Annotated in this window: 13 protein-coding genes; 9 read left to right on the top strand and 4 right to left on the bottom strand. The window is 69.2% G+C overall.

The window, feature by feature from the left end:
- Window positions 1-194 precede the first annotated feature (194 nt).
- Window positions 195-1,694: an FAD-dependent tricarballylate dehydrogenase TcuA gene (gene tcuA / locus HXX10_RS16775; protein ID WP_296523920.1), complete on the top strand. Its 1,500-nt coding sequence runs from the start codon at window positions 195-197 to the stop codon at window positions 1,692-1,694.
- 133 nt (window positions 1,695-1,827) lie between these two features.
- A complete protein-coding gene (locus HXX10_RS16770; RefSeq protein WP_296523919.1) occupies window positions 1,828-2,841 on the top strand; it encodes a tripartite tricarboxylate transporter substrate binding protein in 1,014 nt (337 codons plus the stop codon).
- An 81-nt stretch (window positions 2,842-2,922) separates the two neighbouring features.
- Here the strand turns inward: HXX10_RS16770 and HXX10_RS16765 are convergent, their stop codons facing one another.
- The 3 genes from HXX10_RS16765 to modB all read right to left on the bottom strand — a co-directional run bounded on the left by HXX10_RS16765 (window position 2,923) and on the right by modB (window position 5,432).
- Window positions 2,923-3,378, bottom strand: a complete 456-nt coding sequence (locus tag HXX10_RS16765; RefSeq protein ID WP_296523918.1) for a hypothetical protein — start codon at window positions 3,376-3,378, stop codon at window positions 2,923-2,925.
- A 264-nt stretch (window positions 3,379-3,642) separates the two neighbouring features.
- Entirely contained in the window at window positions 3,643-4,740 is a 1,098-nt protein-coding gene (modC, locus tag HXX10_RS16760) for a molybdenum ABC transporter ATP-binding protein (RefSeq protein ID WP_296523917.1), read from the bottom strand.
- A complete protein-coding gene (gene modB, locus HXX10_RS16755; protein ID WP_296523960.1) occupies window positions 4,737-5,432 on the bottom strand; it encodes a molybdate ABC transporter permease subunit in 696 nt (231 codons plus the stop codon). The genes modC and modB overlap by 4 nt, the downstream gene beginning before the upstream one ends.
- 227 nt (window positions 5,433-5,659) lie before the next feature.
- Between modB and HXX10_RS16750 the strand changes: the two genes are divergently transcribed.
- The 3 genes from HXX10_RS16750 to HXX10_RS16740 all read left to right on the top strand — a co-directional run bounded on the left by HXX10_RS16750 (window position 5,660) and on the right by HXX10_RS16740 (window position 8,038).
- Window positions 5,660-6,202, top strand: coding sequence for a hypothetical protein (locus tag HXX10_RS16750; protein ID WP_296523915.1), 543 nt, complete (start codon window positions 5,660-5,662; stop codon window positions 6,200-6,202).
- 209 nt (window positions 6,203-6,411) lie between these two features.
- Complete coding sequence (locus tag HXX10_RS16745) at window positions 6,412-7,431, top strand: putative sulfate exporter family transporter (RefSeq protein ID WP_296523913.1); 1,020 nt, start codon at window positions 6,412-6,414, stop codon at window positions 7,429-7,431.
- A 97-nt stretch (window positions 7,432-7,528) separates the two neighbouring features.
- Window positions 7,529-8,038 carry a RidA family protein gene (locus tag HXX10_RS16740; protein WP_296523912.1) on the top strand — a complete coding sequence of 170 codons (510 nt, stop codon included), beginning with the start codon at window positions 7,529-7,531 and terminating at the stop codon, window positions 8,036-8,038.
- 198 nt (window positions 8,039-8,236) lie between these two features.
- Here the strand turns inward: HXX10_RS16740 and HXX10_RS16735 are convergent, their stop codons facing one another.
- Window positions 8,237-8,710, bottom strand: a complete 474-nt coding sequence (locus HXX10_RS16735; protein ID WP_296523910.1) for an Lrp/AsnC family transcriptional regulator — start codon at window positions 8,708-8,710, stop codon at window positions 8,237-8,239.
- Window positions 8,711-8,824: 114 nt separating this feature from the next.
- Here HXX10_RS16735 and HXX10_RS16730 point away from each other — a divergent pair, with 114 nt between their 5' ends.
- The 4 genes from HXX10_RS16730 (at window position 8,825) to HXX10_RS16715 (ending at window position 13,778) form a co-directional block, all read left to right on the top strand.
- The gene (locus HXX10_RS16730; protein ID WP_296523909.1) at window positions 8,825-9,595 is read left to right on the top strand and encodes an aspartate/glutamate racemase family protein; all 771 of its coding nucleotides are present in this window, start codon (window positions 8,825-8,827) and stop codon (window positions 9,593-9,595) included.
- A gap of 88 nt (window positions 9,596-9,683) precedes the next feature.
- Window positions 9,684-11,987, top strand: coding sequence for a molybdopterin-dependent oxidoreductase (locus HXX10_RS16725; RefSeq protein ID WP_296523908.1), 2,304 nt, complete (start codon window positions 9,684-9,686; stop codon window positions 11,985-11,987).
- A 33-nt stretch (window positions 11,988-12,020) separates the two neighbouring features.
- Window positions 12,021-12,962 carry a 4-hydroxy-tetrahydrodipicolinate synthase gene (locus HXX10_RS16720; RefSeq protein WP_296523907.1) on the top strand — a complete coding sequence of 314 codons (942 nt, stop codon included), beginning with the start codon at window positions 12,021-12,023 and terminating at the stop codon, window positions 12,960-12,962.
- Window positions 12,963-12,998: 36 nt separating this feature from the next.
- Window positions 12,999-13,778 carry an SDR family oxidoreductase gene (locus HXX10_RS16715; protein WP_296523906.1) on the top strand — a complete coding sequence of 260 codons (780 nt, stop codon included), beginning with the start codon at window positions 12,999-13,001 and terminating at the stop codon, window positions 13,776-13,778.
- Window positions 13,779-13,789 lie beyond the last annotated feature (11 nt).

Below are 13,789 nucleotides of genomic sequence, written 5' to 3'. Positions count from 1 at the left end.
ACATGGCTCTCCAAAGGTTTCTGCCCCAACGGCCGGACGCTTCGCATCGCCGTCGCACCCATGCGATTCGTCCCGCCCATTTCAGCACCGATCGAGGCTCTTGACGACCGTGTGCGTTCGTATCTTATTGTATACGAACGGACGCGGAAGACCGGCGTCATGTCGCAGGGGCGGATTCTTCGGAGGAATGGGCGATGGACGAGCTGCCGACGGCGGTGGACGTGGTGGTGGTCGGCGGCGGCAATGCGGCGTTCTGCGCGGCCCTCGCGGCGGCCGAGCACGGGGTCTCGGTGCTGGTGCTGGAGCGCGCTCCGGAGGAGGAGTCGGGCGGCAACTCGCGCTTCACGGCCGGCGCCTTCCGCTGTGTCTATGACGGGGTCGACGACCTCAAGGCGCTGATGCCGGACCTCACCGAGCAGGAGATTTCGGTCACGGATTTCGGCACCTACACCGAAGAAAAGTTCTTCGACGACATGGGCCGGGTGACCGAGTATCGCACCGACCCGGACCTCTGCGAGCTGTTGGTGACGCGGAGCCGCGACACCATGCGGTGGATGCGCGGCAAGGGCGTGCGCTTCGCCCCGATCTACGGGCGGCAAGCCTACAAGATCGACGGGCGTTTCAAGTTCTGGGGCGGCCTGACGGTCGAGGCGTGGGGCGGCGGGCCTGGCCTGGTCGAGGCGCTGACCACGGCGGCGCGCAAGACCGGCATCGGCGTCGCCTACGCGGCGCGGGCGACCGCGCTGCTCGCCGACGACGACGGCGTCAAGGGCGTGCGCGTGCGCCACAAGGGAAAGACGCGCGAGATCGCCGCGAAATCCGTGGTGCTGGCCGCCGGCGGCTTTCAGTCCAACACCGAATGGCGCACCCGCTATCTTGGCCCGACCTGGGAGCTCGCGAAAATCCGCGGCACCCGCTTCAACACCGGCGACGGCATCAAGATGGCGCTCGACATCGGCGCGATGGCGACCGGCAACTGGTCGGGCTCGCATTCGGTCGGCTGGGACCGCAACGCGCCGGAGTTCGGCGATCTGGCGGTCGGCGACAATTTCCAGAAGCACTCGTACCCGTGGGGCATCATGCTCAACGCCGACGGCGAGCGCTTCGTCGACGAGGGCGCCGATTTCCGCAACTACACTTACGCGAAGTACGGCCGCGTGATCCTGATGCAGCCGGGCCAGTTCGCCTGGCAGGTGTTCGACCAGAAGATCATTCCGATGCTGCGCGACGAGTACCGCATCAAGCAGGTCACCAAGGTGCGTGCCGACACGCTCGAGGAGCTGGTGCAGAAGCTCGAGGACGTGAATCCCGTGAAGGCGCTTGCGACCATCAAGGCGTACAACGCCGCCGTGATGACCGACGTGCCGTTCGATCCCAACGTCAAGGACGGGCGCGGCACCAGGGGCCTCGCGGTCCCCAAGACCAACTGGGCCAACACGGTCGATACCCCGCCGTTCGAGGCCTATGCCGTCACGTGCGGCATCACGTTCACGTTCGGGGGGCTGAAGGTGGACACGTCGGCGCAGGTGATCGACACCGACGGCCAGGTGATCCCGGGATTGTGCGCGGCCGGCGAGCTGGTCGGCGGCATCTTCTATTTCAATTATCCGGGCGGCACCGGCCTGATGTCGGGCTCGGTGTTCGGCCGCATCGCCGGCGCCAGCGCCGGCGCGCGGGCCGCCGCGATGAATTGACGACGGGCGGTTTTCGCGCGGAGCACAGGCACCGTGCGACGGAGTGCGACTGACGGCACGACGCAGCGACCGAGAGATCCAAAAAGGGTCCGGCTGTGCGCGATGGGACGAAACGCATTGCTGGAGGTGACTCATGACGACACGCGGTCGAACCGCATCCACGCGCGCACCGACACGTCGGTCGGTCGGTCTGTGCCTTGCCGCGGCGGTGGCGCTGGCGGCGGTGCCGGCTCTGGCCCAGCCGCAGGACTATCCGTCGCGTCCCATCACCCTGATCGTCCCGTTCCCGCCGGGCGGCAGCACCAGTATCGTCGGCCGTCTGGTCGGCGAGAAGATGAGCGAGCTGCTCGGCCAGCAGATCGTCATCGACAATCGGGGCGGTGCCGGCGGCACGGTCGCGGCGCGCAGCTTCACCCGGGCGACGCCGGACGGCTACACGCTGCTGTTCGGCTATTCGGGCACCATCGCCATCGGTCCCAGCCTCTATCCCAACGCCGGCTTCGATCCGCGCAAGGACTTTGCAGCCGTGGGGATGATTGGCTCGGCGCCTGCCGTGCTGGTGGTGCATCCGAGCTTCGATGTGGCCTCGGCCGGCGCGCTCATCGATCTCGCCAAACAAAGGCCCGGTCAGATCGGCTACGGCTCCGCCGGCGTCGGCACGGTGACGCACATCGCCGGCGAGCTGTTTGTCGCCATGTCGGGCGCCAAGCTCACCCATATACCGTACCGGGGCTCGGGGCCGGTGCTCAACGATCTGATCGGCGGCCATATCAAGATGTCGTTCACGCCGATCCCGGCCGTGCATGCGCTGATCGATCACGGTGCCCTGCGGGCGCTCGCCGTGACGAGCGCGACGCGGTCGTCCCTGATGCCGGAGGTGCCGACCGTGTCGGAAACCGGGCTGCCGGGCTACGAGGTCGTGCTGCGCTACGGCCTGTTGGCGCCGGCCGGCACGCCGCGGCCGATCATCGACACGCTCAACAAGGCGCTGCGCGCCGCGCTGGACTCGCCCGATCTGAAAGCCCGGCTCGCCGTCGAGGGTGCCGAGGTGCTGCCGAGCACGCCCGAGGAGTACGCCGCCGACATCGACCGCGAGGAGACCAAGTGGTCGAAGGTGATCAAGGACGCCGGGATCAAGGCGGAGTAGGGCGGGTGTGGTGCCACGGCCGCAAGCGAGGAAGGCGGGCTCGCGCCCGCCTTCCCGCAGTGTCACGTCATGACGCTTGGATCAGCACTGGCTGTAGTCGGGCCGATAGGCGCCGCGGACCGGGCAGTTGCTCTGGCCCCAGCCGTTGTTCCAGCCGCCGCCCCAGCCGACGCTCCGGTAACCCGGCGCATAGGCGTAGCCGTTGTAGCCGGGGGCGTAGGCGTAGCCGTTATAGCCCTGCTGGTAGCCCCCCCAAGCCGGCTGCGCGACAAAACCGTAGCTGGGCGCGTAGCCGTAGCTGGGCGCATAGCCGTAGCTGGGCGCATAGCCGTAGCCGCCTCCATAGTAGCCGCTGCGATAGTAGCCGCCCCGATAGGCGTTCGCCGACGCGGCGGCACCGATGATGGCGCCCGCCGCGAGGCCGACACCGGCCGCGGCCAGGAACCGGCCGTTGCGGGCCTCGGCCACCGTGGTGGTGACCGCGAGGGCGCCCGCGAGCGCGAGGGCCGCCACCGTCTTGGTGTTCACGAATCGCATGATCTGCTCCTGAGCGTCTTGCCACGGGGGTTGGCGGTATCGCCGGCCCGCGCCGTAGGCGATACCGAGTCAATGCAGAAGGTCGTCGGGCGTTCCGGCGCACCTCCGGGAGGGTGCGCCGACACGTCTGCGCCGATGCGGTTTCGCGCCGCGGCGCCCTTGTTTAGTGGCGCGAGCCGGCCGGATGGTTTGGCGGCGGCGGATCACGGTGTGGTGAGGCGCTTGTGAACGGGCGCCGCCTGAACGGCCGCACGTCGGCCCGGGTCAGGGCGGGGCGACCGCCACCGACTGCTCGTCGAGCGCCACCGTCTTGATCAGGGCGACCACCGGCAGGCCAGGCGCGAGGCCGAGCTCGTCCAGCGCCTTGCGGGTCGCCGAGGCGAGCACATGGCCGTGGCCGGCGAGGTCGACCGTGACGGTGGCGAGCGGCCCGTCCGAGGTCTCGATGCGGCCGACCGTGCCGTCCAGCACGGTGCGCACGCTCAGGCCCGTCGGTCGCGCCGTCGCCAGCGTCACGTCGGTCGCCCGCACGACGACGCGGCAGTCGCGCCCCGGCGGGCCGGCCGGGCCGGCGAGCCAGATCGTGCCGGAGGGATGCGACAGCGCCGTCAGGCCCCAGGCTGCATCGTAGTGGTCCACCCGGGCCGTGACGAAGGAGGCGCGGCGGAACCGGCTCTCGCCCGCCTGGGCGATGCTTTCGCCGAACACGTCCTCGACCGGGCCGGAGGCCACCACCCGTCCGCCCGCCAGCACGACCACCCGGGCGGCGAGCCGCGCCACCTCCTCGACGGCATGCGACACGTAGACGATCGGGATCCGGAACTCGTCGCGCAGCCGCTCGATCAGCGGCAGGATCTCCTGCTTGCGCTCGGCATCGAGGGCGGCGAGCGGCTCGTCCATCAGCAGCAGGCGTGGCGAGGAGACCAGCGCCCGGCCGATGGCGACGCGCTGCTTCTCGCCGCCGGAAAGGCGCCCCGGCCTGCGGTCGAGCAGGTGGCCGATGCCGAGCGTCTCGACGACCGGATCGAAGGCGATCCGGCGCTCGGCCCGCGGCGTGAACCAGCGGCCGAACATCAGATTGTGCCTGACGCTGAGATGCGGGAACAGTTGTGCATCCTGGAACACCAGGCCGATGCGGCGCGCATGCGCCGGCACGAAGACGCCGGCCGCGGTGTCGACCAGCGGCCTTCCGTCGAGCGCGATGCGGCCGGAGTCGGGCCGTGTCAGCCCGGCGATCAGCGCGATGGTCACGCTCTTGCCGGAGCCGGACGGGCCGAACAGCGCGACGATGCCGCCGTCGCTCTCGAACGTGATGGCGAGGTCGAAGCTCCCGAGCTTTTTTTGCGCGTCGACCTGGATCATTCGAACTGCGCCAGCTTGCGGTTGGCGAGACGCTGCACGACCTCCGACAGGACCAGGGCGACGAGCGCGATGACGATCGACACGAGGGTGAGGCGCAGCGCGCCGGCGTCGCCGGTCGGGCTCTGGGTGAGCGTGTAGATGGCCGCCGAGATGGTCTGCGTCTCGCCCGGGATGTTCGACACGAACGTGATGGTGGCGCCGAACTCGCCGAGCGCCTTGGCGAAGCACAGGATCGAGCCGACCATCAGACCGGGCAAGGCGAGCGGCAGCGTCACCAGCGCAAAGGTCCAGCCCCGGTTGGCGCCGAGCGTGCCGGCGGCGTCCTCGAGCCGCCGGTCGATCGCCTCGATCGACAGGCGGATGGCGCGCACCATGAGGGGAAAGCCCATCACGGCGCAGGCGAGCGCCGCGCCGGTCCAGCGGAACGAGAAGACGATGCCGAAGGTCTCGGCCAAGAACGCGCCGATCGGCCCGCGCCGCCCGAACAGCAGCAGCAGCACATAGCCGGTGACCACCGGTGGCAGCACCAGCGGCAGATGCACCAGCCCGTCGATCAGCACCTTGCCGGGAAAGCGCCAGCGCGCCAGCCCATAGGCGACCAGGACGCCGAGCGGCAGGCTGGCGAGCGTCGCCACGACGGCGATGCGGAGCGACAGATGGACGGCGGTCAGCTCCTCGGGCGACAGGTCCATCATGGCCGCACGCCGGCGCTCGAACTCGTCCGCATTCGGGATCCTGGGTCGGTCGCCATCCGGGGACGGAGGCGGGCGTGATGCTGTAGCGGTACGAATATAGCGTGGCGGCCGCTCGACTGCCAAGCCCGGCCGCCGGCTTATGCCGGCATAGACCGGGGTTGCGTCGGGGCTCCATCCAACCGACATTACCGGCTGCGAGCGCAGTCGCCGCATCGGAGGGCGACGTGACGGAACCGGACGCACTGTTCTGCCGCCTCGACCAGCGAAATCGAATCGTCGGAGTGGGTGGGGCTTGGGACCGCTTTGCCCTCGACAACGACGGCGCCGCCGTCGTGGCGGCGCGGGTGCTCGGCACCGATCTGTTCGTGCATGTCGGCGGCGAGCCGACGCGCGCGCTCCTGGACACCGTGCTGTGGCGGGTCCGCCATGCCGGCCGCTCCGTCGTGCTGCCGTTCCGCTGTGATTCACCCGATCGCGAGCGCCACATGGAGATGACGGTTGAGCCCGAACCGGGCGAGGGGATTCTGCTGGCCTACCGGCTGCTGCGGACCGTGCCGCTGCCGCTCGCGGCGCCGCTGCGGTTCTCGGCGAGCGGCGTGCCGCGCGGCCGCATGCTGTTCCGCTGCAGCACCTGCAACCGTCTCCTGCGCGACGGCGTGTGGTGCGAGGCGGCGACTCTCGACGACCTGCCGGCAATTCCGATCGCGGTCAGCTACGGCGTCTGTGGCGAGTGCCGCGACATGGTCGAGCGCCTGCTGCCGAATTGATCGTGGCCGTCATCCGCGGTCGCCTGTCGCCGCCCGACCGGCCGCGTTGACGGGCGTCGCGCCGGTCCGTTAAAAGCAAAGTCCTGCATGCGTCGCCCGCGAGGCGCCGCCCACCGTCGCTCTCCCCGCCACGACGAGGACTGGCTCTTGCTCACAGCCGGCACCGAGGCGTCGCCCGCGTCCGGGCGTTCCTGCAACCGTTTCGCGCGATGACGCCCGTGGTGGCGTGGCTGCGCGGCGCCGTGCCCGGCGTCGCATTGTCGGCCGTGGTCGCTGTCGCCGCGGTTGCGGCGGCCCCGCTGGTCGCCCGTGTCGCGCCGATCCCGGCCATGGTGCTGGCGCTGCTGATCGGCATCGCCTTGAACCGCGTCGCCGCCCGTCCGGTCTTCCAGGGCGGCCTCGTCCTGTGCGTGAAGACGATCCTGCGCTGGGCGGTCGCGCTGCTCGGCCTGCGCATCGCGCTCGGCGACATCGCCGCGCTCGGTCTCTCGTCCGCCGCCCTGGTGGTGGTCGCCATGGCCGTGACCGTGGTGGCCGGCTTCGTCTGCGCCCGGCTGATGGGCATGGCGCCCGGCTTCGGCGCGCTCGCCGGCGCCGGCACGGCCGTGTGCGGCGCCTCGGCGACGCTGGCGACGGCCACCGTGGTGCCGCCCTATCCGGGCCGCGAGGCCGACATCGCCTTCGTGGTGGTCGCCGTCAACGCGCTCTCGACGCTCGCCATGGTGGTCTATCCGCCGCTGGCGAGCGGGCTCGGCCTCGACGCGCATGCGACCGGCATCCTGCTCGGCGGCACCATCCACGACGTCGCCCAGGTGGTCGGCGCCGGCTATGCAGTGTCCGAGCCGGTCGGCAACACGGCCGTGATCGTCAAGCTGTTTCGCGTGTTCCTGCTGCTGCCCATGATCCTCGCCATCGGCTGGTGGATGGTGAAGGCGGCGCCCGGCAGCGCCAAGGCACCCGTGCCGGGGTTCGCCCTGGTGTTTCTCGCGCTGTGCGTCGTCAACACGGTCGCGCCCGGCATGAGTGCGATCGCGCCGGCCTATGCGGTCGTGAAGGATGTGCTGGTCGCGCTCACCAATGCCATGCTGCTGCTTGCCATCTCGGCGCTCGGGCTCGGCACCTCGCTCGCCGCCATGCGGATGCTCGGCTGGCGGCATCTGGTCACCGTGAGCGTGACCACGGTCGTCATCCTGGTGGTGGTGACGGCAGGGCTGCTCGCGCTCGCGTAAAGGTCGAGTCCCGCCGGTTCGCCTGGACTCCAGGCATCGTTCTTGCTCGGGTGCTGCGCCCCCGACGCGCTCCGCGTCGACATTTTTGGAGCCGACGATGCCGAACCTGTCTGCCGTTCCTGCCGTGCTGTTCGCCCTCGCCCTCGCTCTCGCCGGAGTGGCGCAGGCCCAGACCGCGCCTGCCGCGACGCCGCCCGCCTTCGAGAAGAAGACCTACAACTATGCCGATTGGACCAAGGGCCGCTTCTCCGAAGCCGTCACCGTGACGGGCCCGGCCAAGACGATCTTCCTGGCCGGCATCGGCGCCGAGGACGAGGAGGCGAAGCCGGGCACCATCCGGCACCCCGGCGATTTCGCGGGCCAGTGCAAATACGCCTACGAGAAGATCAAGTCGGCGCTGGCGAAGAACGGCGCGACGATGGGCGACGTCGTCAAGATGGTCACCTATGTCACCGACATCCGCTTCCAGCCGCTCTACGGCCCGTGCCGCACCGAGGCCTTCGCCGGCCAGCCGCTGCCGGCCCACACCTTCCTCAACATCAACCAGCTCGCCTGGCCCGGCATGCTGGTCGAGATCGACGTGACCGCGATGGTGCCGCTGAAGTGATGTGAACGCGCGTTTTCACCCTCCCCTGGAGGGGGAGGGTCGGGGCGCGCGACAGCGCGCACCGAGGTGGCGTGAAGCCGCAAACGCCGGCTTCGCCGATCACCCCCTCCCGCCGAGCTTTGCTCGGCGACCTCCCCCCTCCAGGGGGAGGTGTCACGCCGCGTGTCGGGCGGGCGGCGCTTGTCTTACTCTATCGGCTCACCCCCGCGCCTTGCCGATGTAGCCCGTCGGCACCGCGGTGGTGTATTTCAGCTCCTCCATGGCGATGGCGGAGGAGACGTCGGCGAGCTCGACGCGGTCGATCATCCGCTTGTAGACGGCGTCGTAGGCGTCGATGTCGGGCACGACGATGCGCAGCAGATAGTCGACGTCGCCGGTCAGCCGCCACACCTCGACGATCTCGGCAATGTCCGCGATCATCCGGCGGAAGTCGTCGACCCATTCCATCGCGTGACGGGTGGTGCGCACCGAGACGAACAAGGTCATCGGCACGTTGACCTTGCGGCGGTCGACCAGCGCGACCCGGCGCTGGATGACGCCGTCGTCCTCGAGCTTCTTGATGCGGCGCCAGCACGGCGCCGCGCTCAGGCCGACCTTCTCGGCGACGGCGGCGATGGGCAGGGTGGCGTCGGCCTGCAGAAGGTCGAGGATTTTCTGGTCGATCCGGTCCATCGAGATGCCTGTTTCCTGAGCAGACCGATTATTGGAATCGTATTTCTTTTATCACGCAATCCGTCGAATTGCATTGCCAGTTTAGGCCCAGAGGCGCACGACTTTGCGCTCCGCATGCTGGCGATCCGCCGTAAACTCCTCTGGTCATTGCGAAATGCGAGGAGGCTGGGCGTGCGCACCATCGGGCTGATCGGAGGGATGAGCTGGGAGAGCACTGCGGTGTACTACCGGCGGATCAACGAGCAGGTGCGCGAGCGCCTCGGCGGGTTGCACTCCGCCGACGTGCTGATGCGTTCGGTCGATTTCGACGAGATCGTCACGCTGCAACGCTCGGGGGCCTGGGCGGAGGCGTCGCGCGTGCTCGCCGGCATCGGTCGCGATCTCGAGCGGGCCGGCGCCGGCTGCGTGCTGATCTGCACCAACACCATGCACAAGCTCGCCGACGACGTGCAGCGCGCCATTTCGGTGCCGCTCCTCCACATCGTCGACGCCACGGCGGCGCCCCTGAAGGACCGTCGGATCACGCGGCCGCTGCTGCTCGCCACACGCTTCACCATGGAAGAGGAATTTTACCGCGCCCGCCTGCGCAGCCGCTTCGGCATCGAGGCGCTGATCCCCGACGCCGACGACCGCCCCATGGTGCACGACGTGATTTTTGGCGAGCTGTGCTGCGGCGTGATCAAGGACACCTCGCGTGAGAAATTCCGTGATGTCATCGCGCGCGGAAAGGCAAAGGGCGCCGACGCCGTGATTCTCGGCTGCACCGAGATCGGCCTGTTGATCGGGCAGGACGATTGCGACCTGCCGGTGTTCGATTCGACCTTCCTGCATGCCGATGCCGCCGTCGATTTCGCACTCGCGAGAAGCGCGGCCCTGGTTGCTTAGCGACCGGGGCTGATCCACAGTCGCGCCCCATCTCCGCGGGCCGAATAGCCCGCGGGACCGAGCCCCGCGAACCCCCGACCCCGAGCCGATGACCCCCGAACGCATCCCCTCGCTGTCCCACTGGGGCGCCTTCACGGCGACGGTCGAGCACGGCCGCGTCGTCCGCTGCGCGCCCTTCGCCCGCGACCCGGCGCCCTCGCCGATGCTGGCCGCCATTCCGGAGATGGTGCACTCGCCGCTGCGCATCGCCCGGCCGGCGGTGCGCGAAGGATTTCGCGAAGGGCGGCCGCGCACCGGCCACGACGCATTCCGGGAGGTGTCGTGGAACGAGGCGCTGGATCTGGTCGCCGGTGAGATTTCGCGGGTGCGGGAGACGCACGGGCCGGCGGGACTGTTCGGCGGCTCCTACGGCTGGTCGTCGGCGGGCCGCGTGCATCACGCCCGCACGCTGGTACGGCGTTTCCTGGCGCTCGGCGGCGGCTTCGTCGACCAGCTCTCCAACTACTCGTTCGGCACCGCCCAGTTCCTGCTGCCGCATGTGCTCGGCACGTTCCAGCCGGTGACGGGCCGCGCCACCGACTGGAACAGCGTGATCGCCAACACCCGGCTGATGATCGCCTTCGGCGGCCTCGCCCTGAAGAACAGCCAGGTCGGCTCCGGCGGCGTCGGCTCGCACGACACCGAGACGTGGCTGCGCCGCGCCCGCGCCGCCGGGATCGCGTTCGTCAATGTCAGCCCGATGAAGGCCGACGCGCCGGAGTTCTTGGACGCCGAGTGGATCCCCATCCGGCCCAACACCGACGTCGCCATGATGCTCGGCATGGCCCACACGCTGCTTGTCGAAGGCCGTCATGATGCGGCCTTCCTGGCACGCTACTGCGCCGGCTTCGAGACCTTCGCCGATTATCTGACGGGTCGCAGCGACGGTGTCGCCAAGACGGCCGACTGGGCCGAAAAAATCTGCGGCGTGCCGGCCGACACGATCGTCGATCTGGCGCGCCGCGCCGCGTCGCAGAAAACCTACATGACGGCGACCTGGTCGCTGCAGCGCGCCCATCACGGCGAGCAGCCCTATTGGGGGTTGATCACGCTCGCCGCGATGCTGGGCGGCATCGGTCTGCCGGGCGAGGGCTTCGGCTTCGGCCACGGCTCGATCCACGGCACCGGCCTGCCGCGCACCGCGATGCCGGGACCGGAGACCGCGACGCCGCCCAATCCGGCCAAGCTGGCGATCCCGGTCGCCCGCGTCGCCGACATGCTGCTGGATCCCGGCGGGTCTTATGAGTTCAACGGCCACGCGCTGACTTATCCGGACGTGCGCCTGGTCTATTGGGCGGGCGGCAATCCGTTCCATCACCACCAGGATCTCAACCGTCTGCAGCGCGCCTGGCAGAAGCCCGAGACCATCGTGGTGCACGAGTCGTGGTGGACGCCGACGGCGCGCCATGCCGACATCGTGCTGCCGGCGACGACGCCGCTCGAGCGCAACGATGTCGGCGGCACCTCGCGCGACGCCTTCATCTTCGCCATGCATCGCGCCATCGCGCCGGTCGGCGAGGCGCGAAACGACATGGACATCTTCGCTGCGCTCGCGGGCAAGCTCGGCTATGCCGAGGCCTTCACCGAAGGCCGCGACGAGATGGCGTGGTGCCGGCTGGTCTATGACGGCTTTCGCGCCGCCGCCGCGGCGCGCGCGATCGAGCTGCCGTCGTTCCAGCAGTTCTGGGCCGAGGGATTCATCGAGCTGCCGCCGCCGAAGCGCGACTTCGTGCTGTTCGAGGAGTTCCGCCAGGACCCGGAGCGCCATTGCTTGGCGACGCCCTCGGGACGGATCGAGATCGCCTCGGCGGCGGTCGCGGCCTTCGGCTACGACGACGCGCCGCCGCATCCCGCCTGGCTGCCGCCGGCCGAATGGCTGGGGGCGCCCGAGGCGGCGCGCCATCCGCTGCATCTGATCACCAACCAGCCGGTGCGCCGTCTGCACAGCCAGACCGATCCCGGGCCGGTCTCGGCCGCGGGAAAAATTCACGGGCGTGAGCCGATCCGCCTCAACCCGGACGACGCGGCCTGCCGCGGCCTCGGGGACGGCGACATGGTGCGGGTCCACAATGCGCGGGGTGCGTGCCTCGCCGGGGTGGTGATCGATCCCGGCCTTGCCCGCGGCGTCGTCGTGATGGCGACCGGCGCCTGGTTCGATCCGTCGCCTGCCGGTGACGGCCTCGACGTTCACGGCAACCCCAACGTGCTGACGCCCGACATCGGCACCTCGCGCCTCACGCAAGGGTCGAGCGCCCAGTCGACGCTCGTCGAGGTGGAGCGTTTCGTCGGGATCGCGCCACCCGTGCGGGCCTTCGATCCGCCGCCCCTTGCGCGCGCGAGCGCGCCGGTGTGAAACCATCGTCAATCAGGACTTCCGGAGATCACCATGTCGAAGACCAAGCTGGCCGGCTCGTTCGTCGCGCTGATCACGCCGTTCAACAAGGACGGCACGGTCGACTTCGCGGCGTTCCGCACGCTGCTGAAATTCCATGAGGACAACGGCACGGCCGCGATCCTGATCATGGGCTCGACCGGCGAGACCTCGATGCTGTCGATCGAGGAGAAGAAGGCCATCATCGTCGAGACGGCGAAGATGAAGACGCCGAAGATGCCGATCTTCTTCGGCTGCACTGGCAACAACACCGAGTCCACCATCGCGATGGTGACGTTCGCCAAGGACAATGGCGCGGACGGCGCCATTCTGGCGGCGCCTGCCTATATTTGCGCCCCCGAGGACGACATCGAGCGTTTCTTCCTCGACGTCGCCGACGCGACCGATCTGCCGCTCGGCATCTACAACAATCCGCCGCGGGTGAAGAGCGACCTCTCCTGGGACAGCCTGCTGCGCATCTTCAAGCATCCGAACTACGTGGTGCACAAGGAGTCGACCGGCCGGGTCGGCCAGGTCGCGCAGGTGCTGGCCGGCAAGCCCGACGTCGCCGTGATGTGCTGCGACAGCCCCAATCTCGGCCTCGTGGTGCCGACCATGAGCCTCGGCGGCCACGGCACCGCCAACATGACCGGCAACGTGGCGCCGCGCGAGATCGCCACCATCTCGACGCCGTGGAAGGATTATTCCGACGCCGTGAACTTCCGCGAGACCTATCTGCGCATGCTGCCGCTCCTTCACTTCACCTACTCGGCCATCAACCCGGTCGCGGTGAAGTCGCTGATGAAGGCGGTCGGCCTGCCGGCCGGCGATCTGCGCAAGCCGCTCACCGGACTCGCCGCCGATCATCTCGCCAGGGGCTTGCGCATCATCTCGGAGCTCGGCCTCGACAAGACCTACGGCTACACGCTGAAGCCGCTGGCGGCGGTCGCGGCCTGACGGAACGCGGACGCCTCACGCGTCAGGAGCCTTGTCATGGATCTGGGAATTGCCGGCCGCAAGGCGCTTCTGTGCGGCGCGAGCCGCGGCCTCGGCAAGGCCTGTGCGGTGGCGCTCGCCCGCGAGGGCGTCGCCGTCACCATCGCGGCGCGCACCCGCGAGACGCTGGAACAGACCGCGCAGGAGATTCGTGATCAGACCGGCGCCGAGGTGACGGTCGTCGCGGCCGACATCACCACCGAGCAGGGCCGGGCCGCGCTGCTCGCCGCCTGTCCCGAGCCCGACATCCTGCTCAACAATGCCGACGGGCCGCTGCCGGGCGATTTTCGAACCTGGACCCGCGAAAACTGGATCGACGCGCTCGACGCCATGATGCTGGGGCCGATCGACATGATCCGCCGCACCGTCGACGGCATGACGGCGCGCCGCTTCGGCCGCATCGTCAACATCGTGTCGCGCAGCGTGAAGATCGCTCAGCCGGAGCTCGGCCTCTCCAACGGCGCGCGCTCGGGCCTGGTCGGCTTCGTCGCCGGCATCTCGCGTCAGACGGTCGCCAGCAACGTCACGATCAACAATCTGCTGCCGGGAATCTTCGACAGCGACGCGCAGCGCCGGCACATCCGTGGCATGATCGACGACGTCGGCGATCGCTTCGAGCAGGTCTGGCATGCGCGTGCGGCAGCGAATCCAGCACGACGTTATGGCGATCCGGAAGAACTCGGCGCGTATTTTGCTTTTTTGTGCTCCTCGAAGGCCGGCTTCATAACCGGCCAGAATTTGCTGATAGACGGTGGAAGCTACCCCGGGACCTACTGAGGGCCGTCCAG

Origin of the sequence: Rhodoplanes sp. (assembly GCF_013377085.1) — a bacterium.
Classification (GTDB): Bacteria; Pseudomonadota; Alphaproteobacteria; order Rhizobiales; family Xanthobacteraceae; genus Rhodoplanes.
Note: the sequence above shows the minus strand (reverse complement) of the source record. Positions and strands in the feature narration are given on the sequence as shown.

Coding starts and splice junctions, on each gene's coding strand:
- tcuA (WP_296523920.1), top strand. CDS start 195: ATGGACGAGCTGCCGACGGCGGTGGACGTGGTGGTGGTCGGCGGCGGC.
- HXX10_RS16770 (WP_296523919.1), top strand. CDS start 1,828: ATGACGACACGCGGTCGAACCGCATCCACGCGCGCACCGACACGTCGG.
- HXX10_RS16765 (WP_296523918.1), bottom strand. CDS start 3,378: ATGCGATTCGTGAACACCAAGACGGTGGCGGCCCTCGCGCTCGCGGGC.
- modC (WP_296523917.1), bottom strand. CDS start 4,740: ATGATCCAGGTCGACGCGCAAAAAAAGCTCGGGAGCTTCGACCTCGCC.
- modB (WP_296523960.1), bottom strand. CDS start 5,432: ATGGACCTGTCGCCCGAGGAGCTGACCGCCGTCCATCTGTCGCTCCGC.
- HXX10_RS16745 (WP_296523913.1), top strand. CDS start 6,412: ATGACGCCCGTGGTGGCGTGGCTGCGCGGCGCCGTGCCCGGCGTCGCA.
- HXX10_RS16740 (WP_296523912.1), top strand. CDS start 7,529: ATGCCGAACCTGTCTGCCGTTCCTGCCGTGCTGTTCGCCCTCGCCCTC.
- HXX10_RS16735 (WP_296523910.1), bottom strand. CDS start 8,710: ATGGACCGGATCGACCAGAAAATCCTCGACCTTCTGCAGGCCGACGCC.
- HXX10_RS16730 (WP_296523909.1), top strand. CDS start 8,825: ATGCTGGCGATCCGCCGTAAACTCCTCTGGTCATTGCGAAATGCGAGG.
- HXX10_RS16725 (WP_296523908.1), top strand. CDS start 9,684: ATGACCCCCGAACGCATCCCCTCGCTGTCCCACTGGGGCGCCTTCACG.
- HXX10_RS16720 (WP_296523907.1), top strand. CDS start 12,021: ATGTCGAAGACCAAGCTGGCCGGCTCGTTCGTCGCGCTGATCACGCCG.
- HXX10_RS16715 (WP_296523906.1), top strand. CDS start 12,999: ATGGATCTGGGAATTGCCGGCCGCAAGGCGCTTCTGTGCGGCGCGAGC.